At 54.5% G+C, this 17,138-nt stretch carries 16 protein-coding genes; 9 read left to right on the plus strand and 7 right to left on the minus strand.

From position 1 onward, the window contains the following. Positions 1-30 precede the first annotated feature (30 nt). On the plus strand, positions 31-3,264 hold the full coding sequence (locus DYU11_RS03115; protein ID WP_119666169.1) for a TonB-dependent receptor: 3,234 nt from the start codon (positions 31-33) through the stop codon (positions 3,262-3,264). An 11-nt stretch (positions 3,265-3,275) separates the two neighbouring features. Here DYU11_RS03115 and DYU11_RS03120 read toward each other — a convergent pair whose 3' ends face one another. Genes DYU11_RS03120 through DYU11_RS03130 form a run of 3 tightly spaced genes read right to left on the minus strand, consistent with a single transcriptional unit; the run spans position 3,276 to position 6,877 of the window. Beyond that, positions 3,276-4,649: an MptA/MptB family glycosyltransferase gene (locus DYU11_RS03120; RefSeq protein WP_119666170.1), complete on the minus strand. Its 1,374-nt coding sequence runs from the start codon at positions 4,647-4,649 to the stop codon at positions 3,276-3,278. Beyond that, positions 4,646-6,151 (minus strand): cellulose synthase family protein, encoded by a 1,506-nt coding sequence (locus DYU11_RS03125; RefSeq protein ID WP_119666171.1) that lies wholly within the window; start codon positions 6,149-6,151, stop codon positions 4,646-4,648. Before DYU11_RS03125 ends, DYU11_RS03120 begins: the two co-directional genes overlap by 4 nt. Before the next feature lie 42 nt (positions 6,152-6,193). Continuing rightward, positions 6,194-6,877 carry a glycosyltransferase family 2 protein gene (locus DYU11_RS03130; RefSeq protein WP_119666172.1) on the minus strand — a complete coding sequence of 228 codons (684 nt, stop codon included), beginning with the start codon at positions 6,875-6,877 and terminating at the stop codon, positions 6,194-6,196. A 150-nt stretch (positions 6,878-7,027) separates the two neighbouring features. Between DYU11_RS03130 and DYU11_RS03135 the strand changes: the two genes are divergently transcribed. Both DYU11_RS03135 and DYU11_RS03140 read left to right on the plus strand, forming a co-directional pair. Continuing rightward, positions 7,028-7,831: a Rossmann-like and DUF2520 domain-containing protein gene (locus tag DYU11_RS03135; protein WP_119666173.1), complete on the plus strand. Its 804-nt coding sequence runs from the start codon at positions 7,028-7,030 to the stop codon at positions 7,829-7,831. Positions 7,832-7,835: 4 nt separating this feature from the next. Continuing rightward, positions 7,836-8,897: a WD40/YVTN/BNR-like repeat-containing protein gene (locus tag DYU11_RS03140; RefSeq protein WP_229365678.1), complete on the plus strand. Its 1,062-nt coding sequence runs from the start codon at positions 7,836-7,838 to the stop codon at positions 8,895-8,897. Here the strand turns inward: DYU11_RS03140 and DYU11_RS03145 are convergent, their stop codons facing one another. The 3 genes from DYU11_RS03145 to DYU11_RS03155 form a co-directional block, all read right to left on the minus strand. After that, the gene (locus DYU11_RS03145) at positions 8,898-9,503 is read right to left on the minus strand and encodes a Crp/Fnr family transcriptional regulator (protein WP_119666174.1); all 606 of its coding nucleotides are present in this window, start codon (positions 9,501-9,503) and stop codon (positions 8,898-8,900) included. It abuts the gene before it with no gap. Between the two features lie 106 nt (positions 9,504-9,609). Then, positions 9,610-10,089, minus strand: coding sequence for a DoxX family protein (locus tag DYU11_RS03150; RefSeq protein WP_119666175.1), 480 nt, complete (start codon positions 10,087-10,089; stop codon positions 9,610-9,612). A 39-nt stretch (positions 10,090-10,128) separates the two neighbouring features. Beyond that, positions 10,129-10,479, minus strand: coding sequence for a nuclear transport factor 2 family protein (locus DYU11_RS03155; RefSeq protein ID WP_119666176.1), 351 nt, complete (start codon positions 10,477-10,479; stop codon positions 10,129-10,131). A 328-nt stretch (positions 10,480-10,807) separates the two neighbouring features. Here DYU11_RS03155 and DYU11_RS03160 point away from each other — a divergent pair, with 328 nt between their 5' ends. After that, positions 10,808-11,935, plus strand: coding sequence for a M48 family metalloprotease (locus tag DYU11_RS03160; RefSeq protein WP_119666177.1), 1,128 nt, complete (start codon positions 10,808-10,810; stop codon positions 11,933-11,935). 75 nt (positions 11,936-12,010) lie between these two features. Here DYU11_RS03160 and rocD read toward each other — a convergent pair whose 3' ends face one another. Continuing rightward, entirely contained in the window at positions 12,011-13,258 is a 1,248-nt protein-coding gene (rocD, locus tag DYU11_RS03165) for an ornithine--oxo-acid transaminase (RefSeq protein WP_119666178.1), read from the minus strand. A 156-nt stretch (positions 13,259-13,414) separates the two neighbouring features. Between rocD and DYU11_RS33150 the strand changes: the two genes are divergently transcribed. The 5 genes from DYU11_RS33150 (at position 13,415) to DYU11_RS03185 (ending at position 17,114) form a co-directional block, all read left to right on the plus strand. Beyond that, complete coding sequence (locus tag DYU11_RS33150; RefSeq protein ID WP_158600207.1) at positions 13,415-13,585, plus strand: C1orf53 family protein; 171 nt, start codon at positions 13,415-13,417, stop codon at positions 13,583-13,585. Positions 13,586-13,645: 60 nt separating this feature from the next. Next, positions 13,646-13,885, plus strand: a complete 240-nt coding sequence (gene rpmB, locus DYU11_RS03170; protein ID WP_119666179.1) for a 50S ribosomal protein L28 — start codon at positions 13,646-13,648, stop codon at positions 13,883-13,885. A 162-nt stretch (positions 13,886-14,047) separates the two neighbouring features. Continuing rightward, positions 14,048-14,767 (plus strand): RluA family pseudouridine synthase, encoded by a 720-nt coding sequence (locus DYU11_RS03175; protein ID WP_119666693.1) that lies wholly within the window; start codon positions 14,048-14,050, stop codon positions 14,765-14,767. A 94-nt stretch (positions 14,768-14,861) separates the two neighbouring features. After that, on the plus strand, positions 14,862-15,161 hold the full coding sequence (locus tag DYU11_RS03180; RefSeq protein WP_119666180.1) for a Dabb family protein: 300 nt from the start codon (positions 14,862-14,864) through the stop codon (positions 15,159-15,161). 168 nt (positions 15,162-15,329) lie between these two features. Next, positions 15,330-17,114 (plus strand): tetratricopeptide repeat protein, encoded by a 1,785-nt coding sequence (locus DYU11_RS03185; RefSeq protein WP_119666181.1) that lies wholly within the window; start codon positions 15,330-15,332, stop codon positions 17,112-17,114. Positions 17,115-17,138: the final 24 nt, after the last annotated feature.

Here is a 17,138-nt window from a genome sequence, read left to right on the forward strand (position 1 = left end):
TGTGGGTCTTTACCAACCTAAGTTTGTGTTATGGATCGGTTTTTTACTGATTTTTTCAAGCTAATCATTTGTCTGAGTGGTTTGCTTCTTGCCTCATCAGCTACATTCGGACAAACCACGGACGCCACCATCACAGGCGTTATCAAAGGTAACAACGGCGAGGTGTTGCCAGGGGCGACCATTACAGCCCGCAACGAATCGACCGGCTTTCAAACCGGTACGGTATCCAACATCGAAGGACGTTACACGATGCGGCAGGTGCCGCTGGGCGGGCCTTATACCATCACGGTGTCGTACGTTGGTTTTACGAACCAGGCCCGCACGGGTTACCGGCTCAATCAGGCTGACCAGTTGGTGGTCGACTTTAACCTGGCAGAGAGCGGCACTGAACTTCAGGAAGTCAAAGTAACTGAAAATGCGCTCAAAAGCCGGATTGATCGGATAGGTGCCTCTACCGCCATTACGGCCAGCAACATTGCCAAGCTACCCATCAACAACCGAAGCTTTACAAACCTGCTGGCTTTATCGCCGTTGAGCAACGGTGGTAGTATCGGCGGACAGCTACCGTCGTCGACCAACTACCTGATCGACGGAGCCAGCGCCCGGAATAACCTCACCAGTGGTGCGTTAGGCAACGGTCCTTTTTCGCTTTCCCTTGAAGCCATCCGGGAATTCGAGATTGTGGCGAATGAATACGACGTAACAAAAGGTCGTCAGGGGGGTGGAACAGTCAGTGTCGTTACCAAATCAGGGACCAACACCACTACCGGCACGGCATTCACGTATTATAACGCCGATGGACTGTCCAGCGCCCGCGACATTCGGGGAAACAGTCGCGCCATTAATTTCACCCGGTTTCAGTACGGATTCAGCCTGGGCGGCCCAATCATCAAAGATAAACTGCACTACTTTGTGGCCCTGGACCGGCAAACAGAATCGTCGCCGTTCTACATCGCCGACATTCGCACCGATGCCGATGCCAATGCGCTTGGTATCAGCAGAGCCGTTCTGGATAGCGTCATTACCATTGGTCGTCAGAAGTACGGACTGAGCAATACGCAGCAGGTCGGTGAGTTCAACCGCGAAACCGTTGCCAATACGTTATTCACGCGTCTGGACTGGCAGATTAACGATAAGAACGTTCTTACTATCCGGAATAACTTCAGTAACTGGAACAACCCGAACAGCGTCGAAGACAACTCACAAATCAACCTGTACGAGACCTACAGTAGCTTTAGTTCACGGGAAAACAGCACCCTGGTTTCGTTGCGCTCAACGTTCAGGCCAACCCTGATTAACGAACTGAAAGTGCAATACCAGTCAGCCACCCGGAACTACGAAGCCAACACCCTGTTGCCATCGGCGAACATTCCACGGGCTATCGTTACGGTTCGTTCGATACTTCCCAACGGACTGTCGAGCAACCGATCGGTCCAGTTAGGCGGCCAACGGTTCACACCCGAGCGCAACCTTGAGAACCAGATTCAACTGGCAAACACGGTGTACTGGAACAAGGGCCGGTATAACTTCACGTTCGGTACCGACAACACGCTCACGTACCTGGATACGTACATCTCCAATGAGCAAAACGGACGATTCATTTTCAACAGTCTGCGCGAATTTGATCAGTTGAATCCATCCCGCTACGCCCGTGAAGTACCCATCAACGGCATTCCGTCCGTTCAGCAGTACGTGCTTAATGCGTCGTTGTTCGGGCAGGTACAGTTCAATCCGCATCCTGATGTTGCCGTGCAGGCCGGTCTGCGCTGGGATTTAACGAGCTACCTTACCAAAGGAGACTACAACCCGGTCGTTGATCGGGAGTTAGGCCTGCGTACGGACGCGAACCCCACCGACTGGAATAACATTCAGCCCCGTTTTCGATTAACGTGGAACCCTGGTGGCCGGAACCGGGATATCTTCCGGGTTGGTGGTGGCGTATTCTCGGCCTATGTCATCAACTACGCCCAGGTGAACAACATCCAGAACAGCGGAACGAAAGTAGCCGCAATCGACGTAACGCGCCCTGCCAACGCCAGCCAGCCGAACCTGGTACCCAGACCTGATTTCGTCGCTTATCGCAACGATCCCAACACAGCCCCGGGTGTACCGGCTGGTGCGCCAACGGTTTCAACGATCAACCTGAACGACCCGAACTTCCAGGTTCCTACTATTTACAAAGTCAACGCAACGTACAGCCGCTTCTTTGGCAATAATGTTCGGCTAGGCGCCAACCTGTTGTACACGCGAACCCTAAACAACTACGTTTACATTGATCAAAACCTGGTCGACGAGCCTTACTTCACGTTGAGTAATGAGGCTAACCGGGGTGTGTTTGTACCGGCCAACTCCATTGCTATCAACAGTGGCCAGACTAACAACGTACTGGGCCGTAAAACCCAGGCCGTCGGCCGGACGCTGATGCTGACCAACGGCGCTAAGCTCCAGACACTCACGTTCATTCTGGACGGTGAGATTCGCTTACCCCGTAATGGATCGCTGGCCTTCAGCTATACCTGGAACGATGCCCGCGACAACACCTCGTACAACGGTAACGTAGCCAACACGTCAACCTTCCGGCCGATCAAGAGCGACCCGCGCAGCCTAAGCGAAATCAACTACTCCGACAACCAGTTCCGGCATAAACTCGTCGCTTTCGGTTCAACGCCTGCCGTAGGTGGCGTGGTGCTCAGCGTTCGCTTCACTGGCCTCGGCGGTACCCGCTATTCGTTGCTGGTAGATGGTGATATCAACGGTGATTTTGTGGGCGGTCCCGGCAACGACAATGATCTGGCCTTCGTCTTCGATCCGAACAATCCGGAAGTTGCCCAGACCGTTCGGACATCAATGCAACGGGTATTGAGTAACCCCGACAACCGCGCTGCCGATTACATCCGTTCCAGCATTGGTACCATCTCCGACCGAAACGGTGGCGAAAACCCGTTCTCCGGTACGTTTGACGTTCGGCTCTCGAAAGTGTTCAAGACGATCAAAACCCAGCGACTGGAGGTATCGGTTGACGTTTTCAACTTCGCCAACTTCCTGGGTCAGGCGTTGGACGGAGTTATTACGAAAGGGGCTGAAGCGACGTCAAAGCGAAACTGGGGCGGCAACTACAACCTCGGCAACCAGACGCTGCTGATCCCGACGGGCTTCAATCCTACTACCCGGCAGTACGTGTACCGGGTGAACGAGAACGTAGGTATTACGCAAAAGAACGGCACACCCTATACCGTTCAATTAGGCGCCCGTTACTCGTTCTAAAACGATACGTTTTACAAATGAAAGCCATCGGTGGGAACGCCGGTGGCTTTTTCGTTTGGCTCCACGAGTCGCGGCAGCCGGATTTCGAGACTGGCTACAAGTACGACGATCCCGTATTCAACAGCGGTCAGCCAAAGGTTTTCCTGATAGGGTGTGACCTGATAGGTAGCGTAGGAGAGTGGAATCAGCGCCGACCAGACCAGCGGATACCGGAAGCGCGTAAACACCGAAGCCGCCACGAGCGTGGTCGCGTACCAGGGATGCACCGTCGTGGCCAACGCGAAATAGATCGACATAATACCCAGTATCTGAACCGCCGGAGTAACGTTTCGCCATCGGAAGCTGATCCACAAAATGCTCAGGGCCGTGACGACCGACAACCAGAAGCCAATAAATTCGATGGCGTTATACCCCTTGATCCAGTAACCAATAGCCCTCAGGACGTAGTACACGCTGGCGTTAAACTCGAACTTCTGGAAGTACAGATTGATACTGGAAAAGATGTTCCGGACCAGTTCAACGCTGGCAAACGGCAGGAACAGAGAAAGGGTGCAGAGGCCGACCACAACGGCATACAGAATTCCCCGACGCCAACCCAATACCCGGATGGCCAGTGGAATAAACAGCAGCGGCACCAGCTTCGTGGCAATGGCCAGCGACAAGGCAATGGCCGAAAGAGTCGTTTTTTCTGACACAAGCCACCAGACGGCCAGCAGACAAAAGAAAATAACTACGGCTTCGTAGTGTACGTTACCGGTAAGTTCGATGATGACGAGCGGATTAAGACCGTACAGCAGCGCCAGATTAGGGTTCAGTCTGAACCGCCGGAGCAATTGGGTCATTAGCCATAGCGAACCGATTTCGCTCAGCAGAATCGGTATCCGCAGCCACATAACAGCGCCTGGCAGACTCGCTGGAGCCAGGTACGCGGCCAGACCAAACATGGCCTGATTCAACGGTGGGTACACTGTGAAATAATCCGGCGAGTTGAGTTGCCCGAACAGCGCTTCGTTCAAACCAGCCTCGCGGGCCATGGTCGTGTTCAGCAACTCGCGGGGCAGGTAAAGGTACGGATTGTGGCCATGGGCCAATAAGCGGCCATCCCAGATAAACCGGTACACATCGTCGGATAAACAGGGCAAGGCGAACAGCAGCAGCAGCCGAAAAACAATCGCTGCGGCAAACAGAAACGGGTCGGGTTGCTGTTTTTTGGCTCCGGTGAACCGGTAGGGCATGACCATTGAGCTGTAACCCAGAAAAAGGGCCAGCATGATCATAAACAGCAGCCCAAAATTCTGCCGAGGCACGGTATACGCCAGCAGGCAGTAGGCAGCCGCCGACCCAATCGCTACCAGCCGGTTTACCGGAAACGGAGTTTTTATCATGCACTCACTGACTCCAGCGACGGACCGCCCGGACGACGACCCGCGTGGATCAGCGAATATACGAACACCATGCCGAACCCAACCATAAGCATGATGTGCAGAAAGAACATCCGGAAATCCCAAACGTAGAAAGCCAGCGCCAGTCCGCCCAGGAAATAAAGCGTCAACAGGCCTTCCACGATAGTCAGCCAGTTGATTTTCCGGCTGACGTATTTATTCGCGGCCCAGCTATCGCGGGCCGATTTAACATTGAATTTCGGCGTACGTACGAATGGTGTTTTCCGGCCAATATACCCTTCAATAACGGCGATGGTGTTGTGCAGCGAGAGGCCCATCATCAGCGAGGAGTACATCGGAAAATACCAGCCAAGCTTGGCCTTACTCTCGTGACTCAGGAGCCAGAACGGGATACCGTAAAATGAGATCAGAATCAACAGATTGAACTGAAACAGATTAATTACGTAGAAAACCCACTCCCACTCCGGGTGGCGGCTGCGAATGTAGATCAGCGGCACACTCATAATGCCCAGCACCAGCACCAGAATGAACGTAGCGCTGCTGAACAGATGGATGGCCGCGTGCAGCTTCATGGGCAGCGACACCCCCGGCGTCTTCAACACCTTCACAAACAGCTTGCGGGCACATTCGGCCGCGCCTTTCATCCAGCGGTATTGCTGCGATTTGAGCGCGTTCATCGCTACGGGCAATTCGGCGGGCGAGCCGATATCCTCGCGGTAAACGAACTTCCAGCCGCGCAGCTGAGCCCGGTAGCTCAGATCAAGGTCTTCGGTCAGCGTATCACTTTGCCAGCCACCGGCGTCATAGATGGCAGCTTTCCGCCAGACGCCCCCCGTTCCGTTGAAGTTCGCCAGGAAGCCGGCTGCGTACCGCCCGCTCTGTTCGATGGTAAAGTGCGCGTTGAGTCCAAACGCCTGGAGTTGCGTCATCAGGGAGAAATTCTCGTTCAGGTGCTCCCAGCGGGTCTGCACAATGGCCACTTTCGGGTCGGCAAAGTGAGGGACAGTTTTCAGCAGGAAGTCAGGATCAGGTACGAAGTCAGCGTCGAAAATGCTGACATACTCACCTTTGGCAAATTCCAGCCCATACGCCAGCGCCCCCGCCTTGAACCCTTTGCGCTCCGGCCGACGGACGTGTTCGATGTCAAATCCCTGTTGCCTGTACTCACTGACTTTTGCCGCGATGATGCCCACCGTCTCGTCGGTCGAATCGTCCAGCACCTGAATCTGAAGTTTATCCTTCGGGTAACGCAGTTTGACAACTGAGTCAATCAGGCGTTCTACTACGTACAGTTCGTTGTAAACGGGTAGTTGCAGCGTCACTACGGGGAGCGCGTTCCAGTCAATGGCATCGGCAGACAGCACGGCTGCCTTCCGTTTTCGCTCACTCCGCAGGTAAATAATAATCAGGCTCAGTTGGCCGCAGTTGTATAGGAACAGCAACAGCAGGGCCAGGCCGTACAGGACTAACACAATGATTTCCATAGTTGACCAGGCAACAATTCACAACGTTGAGTTTTTACTACCTTACAGGTACTTGAATATTGTCGTAATAATCTTATAACCAGCCAGAATCGTTCCCTTCACGGTCCCCGAAATTTTCGAAAACCCGATCCGCTTCCGATAGCTGACGGGCACTTCAGTGATCCGCAAACCCTGCTTAGCGGCCTTTAACTGCATCTCAACGGTCCAGCCGTAGGTTAAATCCTGCATGTTCAGGGCCAGCAGGCTATCAAACCGAATCGCCCGGAACGGTCCCAGGTCCGTGTAGCGCACCCCGTACAGCCAGCGCAACAGCGTTGTGGCCAGCCAGTTGCCGAACACCTGCTGGGGTGTCATGGAGCCCCGCTGCCGGTTGCCCAGCGCCCGCGACCCAATCACCAGATCGACCTCCCCCGCCAGAATCGGAGCCACCAGGGTCCTCATTTCGCCGGGATAGTCCGAGTAATCAGCATCGAGAAAAACAACGACATCCGGTTTTTGTTGCCGATTCTGAGCGTAGGTGATTCCGCGCAGACACGCCCGTCCGTAGCCTTGAATCGGTTCGTTCAGGACGGTAGCCCCGGCGCGGGCGGCTTCTATGGCCGTCTGGTCGTTGGAGTTGTTGTTAACAACCACAATTTCATCTACTAAGCTGGTAGGGATTTCCCGCACTACATTACCAACCGAGTTTTCTTCGTTGAAGGCGGGAATTATGACGAGAATGGACAAGAGCGAAGTGGGTTTGGGCGTGGGGCTGGGGGCATAGGGCAAGGGGCGAAGGGTATGTAAAAGCTCTATGCCCCTTGCTCCACGCCCCCAGCCCCACGCTTTTTCGCAAAGGTAACGTACGCCATACAATCAAAAGTCATATACTTGACAATGGAAATATCGTTTATCGGTGCCGGAAATCTGGCCTGGCACCTCGCTCCCGCTCTGGAAAACGCTGGCCATCACATCAATGAGGTGTTCAGCCGGCAGTTGCAGAGTGCCCGGCAACTGGTCAGCAATCTGTACGATGCCCGCACGCATTCGGAACTGAACTTTGCCGATAGTCCTTCCAAACTGTTTGTGCTGGCTGTTCCTGACGATGCCCTTGAAGCCGTCTGCGCCCGGCTTGTACTGCCCGAAGGCGCTATCCTTGTGCATACGTCGGGGAGCCAGCCGCTTGGTGCACTGGAACAATGGATGGCTGTCTACAGCGACGTACCGGTCCGAACGGGGGTTTTCTATCCCTTGCAGACGTTTACGAAAAGCCAGCCCCCCATGGCATTTGACGAGATTCCACTCTGCATCGAATCCGGCGACAAAGCAACCGAAGACCTGCTGGTATATCTGGGTCAGGAGCTCAGCGACATTGTATACCTGATAAATTCAGAAGAGCGAAAGATGCTGCACGTAGCGGCTGTTCTGGCCTGTAATTTTACTAATCATTTGATGGCCCTGGCCCGCGACCTGACCACGGCCGAAGGGCTGGAGTTTGACCTCTTACGCCCGATTATCCGCGAAACGTTTCGTAAGGGTCTGGCTGCCGACAATCCGGCCGACGTTCAGACGGGTCCGGCCCGCCGGGGCGATCAGACGACTATCAACCGCCATCTGGACTTTTTATCAACCCGCCCGCAGTACTACGAAATCTACCAGGTGCTGACCGAAAGTATTCAACGGCGGTATAATTCGTTATAACGGTATGACTTGTCTAGTTCGACGTACCATCTCTTTTATCAAGTTGTGTCTTTTGGGTCTCGTACTGGCCTCATCGGCCAAGGCCCAGTGGCAGCCGCAAAACGTTGGTACCGGTGCCAGTTTCCGGGCCGTTAGTGCCGCCAACGAAAAAGTAGTCTGGATTGGCGGTACGCGCGGTACGTTCGTTCACACCAGCAACGGTGGTCAGTCGTGGGAGCAGGGGCAGGTTGCCGGTGCCGACAGCTGCGACTTCCGCGACGTTCACGCCGTCGACGACCAGACGGCTTATCTGATGAGCGCCGGTCCGGCCGAAAAGGGACAGGCACGTATCTATAAAACCACCGACGGCGGCCGAAACTGGACACAGGTGTACGACACGAAACAACCGGGGGTCTTCTTCGACGGCATGGACTTCTGGGACAAACAGCACGGCATTGTGTTCAGTGATCCCCCGGCGGATGGTGCCGCTGCCGGCAAGTGGTTTATCCTGACGACCGACGACGCCGGAAAAACCTGGCAACCTGTTCCGCCCGACGCCTTGCCCGCCATGCAGCCGAACGAAGCGGCCTTTGCCGCCAGCGGCACCAGTCTGGTGGTTCAGGGCAAACGAAACGTATGGATTGCCTCTGGTGGCGGTACGGTCGGCCGGGTTTTCCGATCCACCGATCGCGGCCGAACCTGGACCGTGAGCAATACACCGCTGCCCGCGGGTAGCGCAACCGGGCTGTTCGGCCTTCGCTTCTTTAACGAGAAGAACGGTATGGTTGTAGGCGGCAATTACCAGCAAACGGCCCAGGCCGGCCCAAACGCAGCCATCAGCCGCGACGGTGGCCGAACCTGGCAGCTTGTCTCCCCTACCGACCCACCGGGTCTGAAAGAGGCCGTTGCGCTCTTACCCGGCGACCGCCTGTTGGCCATCGGCCCGTCGGGAAGCAGTATCTCCGCCGATCAGGGTCAAACCTGGCAGCGGCTGGATACCGAAGGTTTTCACGCGCTGGCCTGCGTAAAAGGTACCTGCTACGCCGTTGGTGCCAACGGCAAAGTGGCCGTGCAGCGGTTCAAATGATTAGTGACGCGTAGCCAGTTCGCGACGGATTTTGCTTAAGAATTCGGGGGTGATTCCCAGGTACGACGCCAGCATATATTGCGGTACCCGCTGTTCGATGAGTGGGTACCGCCGGCGCAATTCGAGGTAACGTTCTTCGGCCGTCTGACTGATGGTTGAGAAGATCCGGTTCTGAAAGGCGATGAAGGCGTTTTGCAGCTTGACCCGGAAGAATCGTTCAAAGGGCGGTACGTTGATGAAAAGTTGGTCGATATCTTTCTTCTCAATCTGCAGGAGGTGCGTTTCTTCGATGGCTTCTATGTATAACGTAGCGGGTTGTTCGGTCAGCAGGCTCTGAAAATCCGAAATCCACCAGTCTTCCAGCGCGAAGTGGACATTATGCTCCTGCCCTTTTGGGTCGATGGCAAAGGCCCGCAACGTACCCTTCACGACAAAATTCTCAAATCGGCACACTTCGCCCTGCTGCACCAGATACTGTCTGCGACGTAGTACACGGGGTTTCAGTATGCTCAGAAAATACGTTTCTTCCTCCTCGGTGAGACGGATCAACTGCTGCACATGATCCAGAATCTGCTTGTGAGCAGCCGCGGTGTCGAACACTTGCATAACCACAGACAAAAGCAACCCGGCGGGGCCGGGCTGCTCATTAGTTTGCCGGTAAATATGGCAATTTACGTCTGCTTATGCCAGGTTGCCGATAACCACGGGGCGTTTATTTAGCCAGTCGATTATCCAGCGACAGTTTACCCCCGCCCGACAGGAGCAGCGAAACGGCCATCGCTACGATCAGCAGGTGATATTCAAAGCCTTCGCCGGGCTGGTTGCCGTCCCAGTTCATAAAGAAGCCAACCTTTACGTGCGCTGTCAGGATAATACCCGTGAACAGCAGACTTACCAGTACGCCCACAACGCGGGTGAACAAACCGGCAATGAGCAGAAAGGGCGTGACAAATTCAATGAGTATAATGCCAATCGACAGCAGATACGGCAGGTTTACGGTTTCCGTAAAATACTGCATTGTCCCATCAAAGCCATACCCGCCAAACCAACCCAATAGTTTCTGGGCACCGTGGGGAAACAAAACCAGCGCCAGCATCAGGCGGATCACGAGTGGTGCAGCTTCATCATTTGTGGCTACCACCCAGCGTAAGGGGAAGACCGGCGTTTCGTCCGGTACGGTCAGCGTTTTCATCCGTGCTTTTATTAGATCTTCAATCTGGTTCACGATACGTTATCCGGCGTAGTAAAACTTCTCGCGGATAATCCGCCCATCCTGCCACTCCTGCACCGACACCTGTTTGTACTGCTTATGCCCCCATTCGCGATGGGTGTAGTCATACTGCCATTCGACAAACGAGTGGTTTTCGCTGGCCGACGTTTTCAGTGGTACGGCTGTAAAATTTAACACATTCGCTTTGAAGTTGGCTTCGCGCTGATAGTTGGCTTGCTTGCCGATCATGGGCTCCTGCTCATTCTCCTGCATCACAACGTCGTCGTGGTAGTACGTATCGAAGGCGTGCAGGATGTGTCCCTGCTGAACCAGACGGTTCAGGTCCATTAGCTTTTCGAGGGTAGTTTGCATGGCTTGTGTTTTTTGTTGCTTAACGGATGCAAAACTACCGCCCCACCCGCCCCCGGAACGATGAAGTAGCTTAAGAAAAACGGTTGAACTAGTTTAAGAAAACTGAGCGGCAATAGGGAATTAGCCAGGCGGCCGTCTGAACACCGGTTGTCTTGCGTGGCACAAGCGGTGTTTCCTTCTGAGACAGAAGCGGGTTGGAAGAAAACCAGGCCGAGATGCATTTTCTGACCGTTTTCGATAAAGTTGGCGCGTCGTCGGCGTCGATTTACAATGCCTGCCCGCTTCCGTTCGTTATTTTGCCGTGATGAACGATTAACCCCACCCGGTTATGAACGTGAAAGCGGTTTTATACGTAACGACGCTCGTTTTAGGGGCATCCGGCTCCCTGTTAGCTCAATCCCCCGCCCGCCAGCCTATGCTGGTTTCTGAACCTTTTACCTGCAATTTTACCGGTGCGGCCGTCGATCCGCAGGTTCTTTGCAACTACATGGCCTACACCGCCAATGGCCACGCCGAACGCGTAGTTGACCGGATTTTAAAGCCCATTGGTTTGCTGCGTAATTTCAAGATTATGGAGTGCGCCAATACCCAGAACTGCTTTGCTACGGTCGTGAAGGGGCAGCGGTTTATCATCTACGACGGTGCGTTCATGCAGCGAATCGAAGATGCTACCGAAACCGACTGGTCGGCTATCAGCGTGATGGCGCACGAAATTGGCCACCACCTCCAGGGTCACACCATCGACGGCAAGGGCGGTCAACCGCAGAAAGAAATTGAAGCCGATAAGTTTTCAGGCTTTGTGCTCCATCAGCTTGGCGCATCGCTCGAAGAATCGCTGGTAGCCATCAGACTGCTTGGGAACGAACACGCTACGTCGACGCACCCGGCTAAGCCGGCCCGTATCGACGCCATTCGTAAAGGCTGGCTCGAAGCCGAAGAGCTGTATCCGAAGTGGAAAACAGCCAACAAACCGGCCGTAGCCACCGCCCCCAAACCCATCGCCACCGATGAGGCAACGGCCTCCGCCCGACCGACCACACCTACCCGCACCACCACGCCCGCCCGTACGGTCGGTTGCGTTTCGGGCGACTGTGCAGATGGCCGTGGTGTTTTTGTGTATCCCACCCGCGAACGGTACGCCGGCGCGTTTGAAGAAGGTGACAAACACGGCGAAGGCACGGAGTATTACGCCGATGGTAAAATCAAGTACAAAGGCAATTTCCGCGACAACGTCCGTTCCGACTACGGTGTGTATTACTACCGCAACGGCGACCGCTACGCCGGCTGGTTCCAGAAGAACGTACCAAACGGCAAAGGCGTGTATCACTTCGCCGACGGCGACCGGTTTGTTGGCTACTTCAAAAATGGCCAGCGCCACGGCCCGGGCATCCTCTACAACGCCGACGGCAGCAAGGAGGAAGAAGGGGTCTATGAACAGGACCAGAAAGTGAGGTAAAACCAGAGAAAAGCAGGAAGGGGAGGAAAGGCAGACCAGTACGGTTTCCCTTCCTCCCCTTCCTGCTTTTCTCCTTTAAAAATTAAGAATCGTCTTTTCGATAATATCGCAGGCTTCGTGCATCTGGTCTTCGTTGATGACCAGCGGGGGCGCGAACCGAATCTTGTCGCCGTGGGTCGGCTTGGTTAGCAGGCCGTTGTCCCGCAGCTTCAGGCAGATTTCCCAGGCGGTTTCTTTTCCATATTCGGGGCGTTCGGTTATCACGATCGCGTTCAGCAGCCCCCGGCCCCGTACGGACTTCACCAGTTCTGTTTTCTGGCTCAGCGCCGTCATCCGGCTCCGGAAAACCTCACCCATCGCCATCGCGTTGTCGGCCAGGTTTTCATCGTTTACCACCTGAAGCGCTTCCATCGTCACGACGCAGGCCAGCGGATTGCCGCCGTACGTACTGCCGTGTTCGCCAGGCTTGATCGTCAGCATCACCTCGTCTGAAGTCAGTACGGCCGATACCGGCATCGTACCACCTGACAGGGCTTTTCCCAGTACGAGCAGGTCAGGTTTCACATCCTCGTAATCACAAGCCAGGCGTTTACCTGTCCGGCCGATACCGGTCTGTACTTCGTCGGCAATGAACAGTACGTTGTATCGAGTACACAACTCACGCACCCCCCGGAGGTAGCCCTCGTCCGGCACCACAACCCCGGCCTCGCCCTGAATTGGCTCAACCATGAAGCCCGCAATGTTCGGGTCACGCTTGAACGTTTCCTCCAGCGCAGTCAGGTCGTTGTAGGGAATGATGATGTATCCCGGCAGCAGCGGCCCGAAATCGCGCGTACTGCTCGGGTCGGTCGACGAGGAGATAGCGGCCAGCGTACGGCCCCAGAAATTACCGGCTGCGTACACTGTTTTGGCCTGGTCCTGCGGAATACCCTTCACCAGGTACGCCCATTTCCGGGTCAGTTTCAGGGCCGTTTCGCCCCCCTCGGCTCCCGAGTTCATTAACAGGGCTTTGTCATAGCCGAAATAGTCACACAGGAATTTTTCGCAGATGCCCGTCTTATCGTTGTAGAACGCCCGCGAGGTAAGAGTCAGTCGCTGGGCCTGCTGGATGAACGCGTTGATAATGCGCGGGTGGCAATGGCCCTGGCTCACGGCGCTGTAGGCGGAGAGGAAGTCAAAATACCGTTTGTTCTCAACGTCCCAGACAAATACGCCCTCGCCCCGGGTCAGAACAACCGGAACCGGATGATAATTATGAGCGCCGTAGTTCCACTCGAGTTGCATGGCCTGTTCAGTGGCCGAGATAGGCAGTGCGGTTTCCATAACAGTACGAATTAATGTTGGTGAACAGTTGATGAAGGGGTATTAATTTATAGAACCAACCGGTTAAACAGTTCGTTCCTTTCAAAAATAGCCTGAATTAAGCAGAAGGCAAAACCCAACCTGCTTCACCACCAAGGGTTAATACAGAGAAAACACATGGCATCCCGCCGGAAAAACAAGAAGTTAGATGGTCTGGCTGATGAAGATTACTACTACACCCCCGAAGGTTTTGTGGTTTTTACAGCCGCCTATCATTTGAAACGCGGTTATTGTTGTAAAAACGGTTGTCGGCATTGCCCGTACGGCTTCAAAAAAGCCAAAGAATAGTTTGCGTAGTATCAGCCTTTTAGCTAATTTTGCGCCCTCATACGGAAAACGAGTACGGTCATGGCCAGAGTTTGTCAAATCACAGGAAAGCGGACGCGGACGGGAAATAACGTTTCTCACGCCAACAATAAAACAAAGCGTAAGTTCTACCCGAACCTCCAGAAGAAGCGTTTCTTCGTGGAGTCGACGGGCGAATGGATCACGCTGAAAGTTGCTACGTCTGCCATCAAAACCATCAACAAAAACGGTCTCGAAGCGACCCTGCGCAAGGCACACGAGCGCGGTACGCTGTCGATCTAACGTTTTTGGGGTTATCGCATTACCATAGCCTCTTCCAGTCTGGAGGAGGCTTTTTGCATTTAGTTTACAGGGTACAGGTTGTTGGCCGGCGCAGGCAGCCCAGTCTATACGGCTCGGGAGTCAGCGGTAAACGACAAACTGCGAACATCGAACAATTCGCTCATGAAAGTACAATTTGAGGATTTGATCGTTTTTGAAAACGACGACTATATACTGATTAACAAGCCCCCCCACATCGCGTCGCTCGACGAGCGCACCAACGACCGGGCGCTGAGCATCATTCGCCTGGCCAAAGCGTATCATCCCGACGCGCAGTTAGGGCACCGGCTGGATAAAGAAACGTCGGGCATTATGGCCATCGCCAAACACCCCGAAGCCTACCGGCACCTGGCCATGCAGTTCGAACACCGCGAGGTGACCAAACGGTACCACGCCGTGACGAACGGGGTTCACGATTTCGATGGGGTTTCGGTATACCTCCCGATTGCCCCCATCAAAGACGGAACGGCCGTTCGGATTGACCGCGAAAAGGGAAAACTGGCCGAAACGATCTTCAATACGCTGCAGGCTTACCGGCAGAACACCCTCGTGGAGTGCATTCCTATCACGGGCCGTATGCACCAGATCCGGGTTCACCTGATGTGCCTGAAAGCGCCGATTGTCAACGACCCGACGTACGGTGGCGAGCCGCTGTTTCTGTCGGAGCTGAAGCGGCATTTCAACCTCAAGAAAGATACGGAAGAACAGCCGCTGATCCAGCGGGTAGCGCTGCACGCTCATTCGCTGACGTTTGACCTGCTGGACGGTGAGCGACAGCAGTTCGAAGCGCCCTATCCGAAAGATTTTGGCGTTTTGGTCAGGCAGTTGGAGAAGTTTTCGTAAACACGTAGTAAGTTAGCAAGTCGGTAAACGGGGTCAGTCGTTCTGGAAAACTGACTTATCAAACTACCGGTCTGCTAACTTATTACCTGATACCATGTTCGTTCACACAGTATTTTTCTGGCTCAAGCACCCCGAAAATCAGGCTGACCGCGACGCGCTTCGCGCTGGTCTGGAATCCCTCAAAGGCATTAACGACATCACAGCGGCTTACGTTGGCGTTCCGGCCGATACGCGCCGGCCCGTGATTGACCACAGCTACGATTTTTCGCTTACATTCGTCTTCGCCGACAAAGCCGCTCAGGACCGCTACCAGGTTCACCCGGTTCACCTCGAGTTCGTAGCCGAATGCAGTCATTTGTGGGAACGAGTGCAGGTGTACGACGCTGTTTCCTAGCATTTCATCGGCTTCCGGAAAAGGTAGTTCTCTCCGACTAGCGAACGTACTAAGTATTTGCTATTTTGAACTACCTTTGTTTATATATCAAAACACAACCGGCCTGCAATAGTAACGGTTACTGACTCGTTTTTTGTAAGCACGTACTTTATCAATGCGCTGACCACAATGTACAAACCATATACGTTTTGCCGAAACCGGCGACTGCTGGGGATGGTCGGCGGGCTGGGACTGCTTATCTGGCTCGGCGGAACCCCCGCTGTGGCTCAGCGCAGAGAAACGAAACCGGGCCCTGAAGCCGTAAAGGCAGCTCCCGGGACTACAACACTAGCCAAGGCCGAAGAAGAATTGCTTTTTGCGGAGGGTATGCGGCATCTGATGACCGACGAACCGGCCAGAGCCATTACCCAGTTTGAAAAACTGCTGCAGAAAAACCCGAACAACGCGGCTGCCCAGTATGCCACGGCCAATGCCCTGCTGAAAACCGGCAAGACAGCCGATGCCATTCCCTTTGCCTCGAAAGCCCATTCCCTCGACGCCGAGAACAAATTCTATACGCTGCTCCTGGCCGAACTGCTTGTTAAACAGAAGCGCTATGGGGAGGCCGAAGATTTGTATGAGCAATTATTGAGCAAAGGCACCGAGAACGCTGAGTACGGGGTTGAACTGGCCGCTATTTACCTCTTCGATGATAAGCCTGACAAAGCCCTGGACGCCTATAACCGCGTTGAACGGGCGTTAGGAATGAACGAGGAGATTACTCGCCAGAAACAACGCATCTACCTCAAGCAGAACAAAATCGACAAGGCCATCGAAGAAGCCGAAAAGCTGGTGGCTTCTGAGCCCGGCGAACCGGAATACCTGCTCGAAGGCGCCGAACTGCTGATTGCCCATGACCGCGACGATCAGGCTATCAGCTGGCTCGACAAGGCCCTTAAGCTGAATCCGGACCTGCCTCAGGCGCACGTGCTGCTCGCAGACGTGTACCGCAAGAAAGGCGATATGGCCCGGGTGACCAAAGAACTGAATCAGGTCTTTTCCAATCCGAATCTTGAAGCCGGACTCAAAGCCCGGATCCTGTCGAGCTACGCCGGAGTGACGGGCGAAAGCACCGCAGCCCAGCAGGATGCGCTCAAAATGGCGCAGGACCTCGCTAAAACAAGCCCCAACGATCCGAAAACCCAGATTATGCTGGGCGACCTGCTCACCCAACAGGGTAAGAAAGTCGAAGCGCGTGATGCCTACGCCAAAGCTGCCCGGCTCGATGGATCTACCTATGAAGTCTGGGGTGCCCTGCTGCAACTGGACGGCGAACTGAATCAGGTGGACAGTCTGCTGGTGCATTCGCAGCAAGCCCTCGAAGTGTTCCCCACGCAGGGGTTATTCTGGTACTCAAACGGCTCTGCACACCTCTACAAACGCCATTTCCAAGAGGCCGTCGACGCGCTGGAAGAAAGCCGGAAGCTGCTGGGCGTTACTAACAACGCAGAAGTGCTGAAGGGCATTAACGCCCAGCTTGGCGACGCCTATAACGGTCTCGGTGACCACGCCAAGTCCGACGAAGCCTACGAACTGGTGTTGAAAGAAGATCCGCAGAACGATCCCGTACTGAATAACTACAGTTACTTTCTGTCGCTACGGAAAGAAAACCTGCCGAAGGCACTTCAGATGTCGAAGAAGCTGGTAGAGCGTAACCCGACCAATGCCACCTTCCTCGACACGCACGCTTGGGTGCTTTACACCATGAAAGACTACGCCAAGGCCCGGCAAGTGCTGGAAAAAGCGATTCAGGCTGATCCAGCCGGTATCAGCGGAACCATACTCGAGCACTACGGCGATGTCTTGTTCCAGCTTGGCGAGCGGGAGAAAGCGCTGGATCAATGGAAAAAAGCAAAAGCCAAAGGCGAGACCAGCGATGCGCTGGATAAAAAAATCGCTACGGGGAAGTTATAAAGAAGTTTGTCGTTTGACGTTCAT

This window comes from Fibrisoma montanum, from assembly GCF_003583365.1.
Taxonomy (GTDB): domain Bacteria; phylum Bacteroidota; class Bacteroidia; order Cytophagales; family Spirosomataceae; genus Fibrisoma; species Fibrisoma montanum.